The organism is Escherichia sp. AM3 (assembly GCF_032029835.1).
Taxonomy (GTDB): Bacteria; Pseudomonadota; Gammaproteobacteria; order Enterobacterales; family Enterobacteriaceae; genus Escherichia; species Escherichia coli.
The window spans coordinates 1-252 of the sequence record NZ_JAVUPQ010001149.1 but is presented as its reverse complement, the minus strand read 5'-3'; the positions used below and the strand labels follow the sequence as shown (position 1 = coordinate 252).

Annotated in this window: 1 protein-coding gene; it reads left to right on the top strand. The window is 56.3% G+C overall.

Annotated features, from left to right (window positions below; translation table 11 throughout):
• A partial coding sequence (locus RTW80_RS30095) for an MBL fold metallo-hydrolase (RefSeq protein WP_312721840.1) occupies nucleotides 1-252 on the top strand: 252 nt, incomplete at both ends.

Sequence of the window (252 nt, the reverse complement as noted above, 5' to 3'; positions counted from 1 at the left end):
AGCCGCGAGTTCGTGCAGAACCTGCGCAGCGAAATCGATCTGAATGACATCGACTACATTATCATCAACCACGCGGAAGAGGATCATGCCGGGGCGCTGACCGAGCTGATGTCCCACATTCCGGATACCCCGATCTACTGCACCACCAACGCCATTGACTCCATCAACGGCCACCACCACCATCCGGAGTGGAACTTCCACACCGTGAAAACCGGCGACACGCTGGATATCGGCAATGGCAAACAGCTGATC